The 1535-nt window shown below is 65.5% G+C and carries 1 protein-coding gene; it reads right to left on the bottom strand.

Annotated elements, in window-relative coordinates; all coding sequences use genetic code 11:
• Nucleotides 1–153 precede the first annotated feature (153 nt).
• Nucleotides 154–1266 carry an alanine racemase gene (gene alr, locus IV113_RS18075; RefSeq protein WP_291087782.1) on the bottom strand — a complete coding sequence of 371 codons (1113 nt, stop codon included), beginning with the start codon at nt 1264–1266 and terminating at the stop codon, nt 154–156.
• Nucleotides 1267–1535 lie beyond the last annotated feature (269 nt).

The following is a 1535-nucleotide window of genomic DNA, read 5'->3' as shown; positions in this document are numbered from 1 at the left end:
GCGCACCCCGGGCGATCCGAGCAACGCAGCGTGCCCGAAGGGCCAGCGAATTCGGCTCGCCTTTTCTTTGCTTACTTTCTTTTGGCGAAGCAAAAGAAAGTGAGTCGGCCGCCGGGCCGAGACCCGGCTCGCCACGTGAACAAAAACATCACATCAAGTAGAAAACGGAACCCGCTGAGCCACAGCACACATCAACTCATACCCAATCGTCCCCGCAGCCGCCGCCACCTCATCCACCGGCAACACCCCCCCAGCAGAAGACCGCCCCCACAACACCACCTCCGACCCGATGCCGGCAGCGTCCAGGCCAGAGAGATCAACCGTCACCATGTCCATGCTCACCCGCCCCACCACCCGCGTGCGCACTCCGTCCACCAGCACCGGCGTTCCATTGGGCGCGTGGCGCGGATAACCATCCGCGTAACCACACGCCACCACGCCGATGCGCATGGGCTGGTCAGCGGTGAAGGCCGAGCCATAGCCCACCGTGTCACCGGCCTGCAGCGTCTGCACGCCGATGACCCGGCTCGACAAGGTCATGGCCGGTTGCAGGTTCCAGTCGGCCGATGAACGCAGGGGAAAGTCGGGCGCGCTGCCGTACAGCGCGATGCCCTCGCGCACCCAGTCGCCTGCCAAGGTCGTCACGCCCTCGCCACGCAGCGCAGCCGAGGGATGCCGCAGCAGGGCCGCGCTGTTGCAAAGCGTGCGCTCACCCGGCAGGTCGGCGGTGGCGGCTTCGAACACGGTCACCTGATGGGCAATGCCGCGCGGGCCGTCGGCGTCGCTGAAGTGGGTCATGAGCGTGATCTCGTCCACCTGCGGCAGCGCGTTGAGCCGCGCCCAGGCGCTGCGAAAGGCGTTGGGCGTGAAGCCCAGGCGGTTCATTCCGCTGTTGAGCTTGAGGAACACGCGGTGCGGCATCAGCGTCTTGTGCGCGGCCAGCCAGTCGATCTGCTCCGTGCAATGCACCGTGTGCCAGAGATGCAGGCGGGAACACAGCTCCAGGTCGCGCGGTTCGAACACGCCCTCAAGCAGCAGAATGGGGCCGCGCCAGTCGAGTGCGCGAATGCGCTCGGCTTCGGCCAGATCCAGCAAGGCAAAACCATCGGCAGAGCGCAGGGCATCGAAGCAGCGCTCGATGCCGTGGCCGTAGGCATTGGCCTTGACCACCGCCCACACCCGCGCATCGGGGGCGCATTCGCGGGCGCGTTGCAGGTTGTGGCGAAGGGCTTCGGGATGGACGGTGGCGAGGATGGGGCGGGGCATGGGTGCGGGCGGGCGTGAGGTCCGTCATTGAACGGCGTTGCAAGCGAGGTCAACACCAGTGAATTCGGTGTCATTCAGGGGGTGGCGTGCTATAACCCCGCATCCCTTGGAGACCCCTGTCAACTGTCGCATAAAAATGCCGCTGCGACCCGCTCAGCCTCTCTCTGCTGAAGCCACCCGGCGCTCAAAATCATCGCCATGAAGCGCGGCTTCTACACCATCATGACGGCGCAGTTCTTCAGTTCGCTGGCGGACAACGCGCTGTTCGT

Source organism: Hydrogenophaga sp. (assembly GCF_018780385.1).
GTDB lineage: Bacteria > Pseudomonadota > Gammaproteobacteria > Burkholderiales > Burkholderiaceae_C > Hydrogenophaga.
This window is presented reverse-complemented; position numbering and strand designations above follow the sequence as displayed.

Bases quoted from the DNA above. Each gene is read 5' to 3' on its own strand.
- alr (WP_291087782.1), bottom strand. From the start codon at position 1,266: ATGCCCCGCCCCATCCTCGCCACCGTCCATCCCGAAGCCCTTCGCCAC.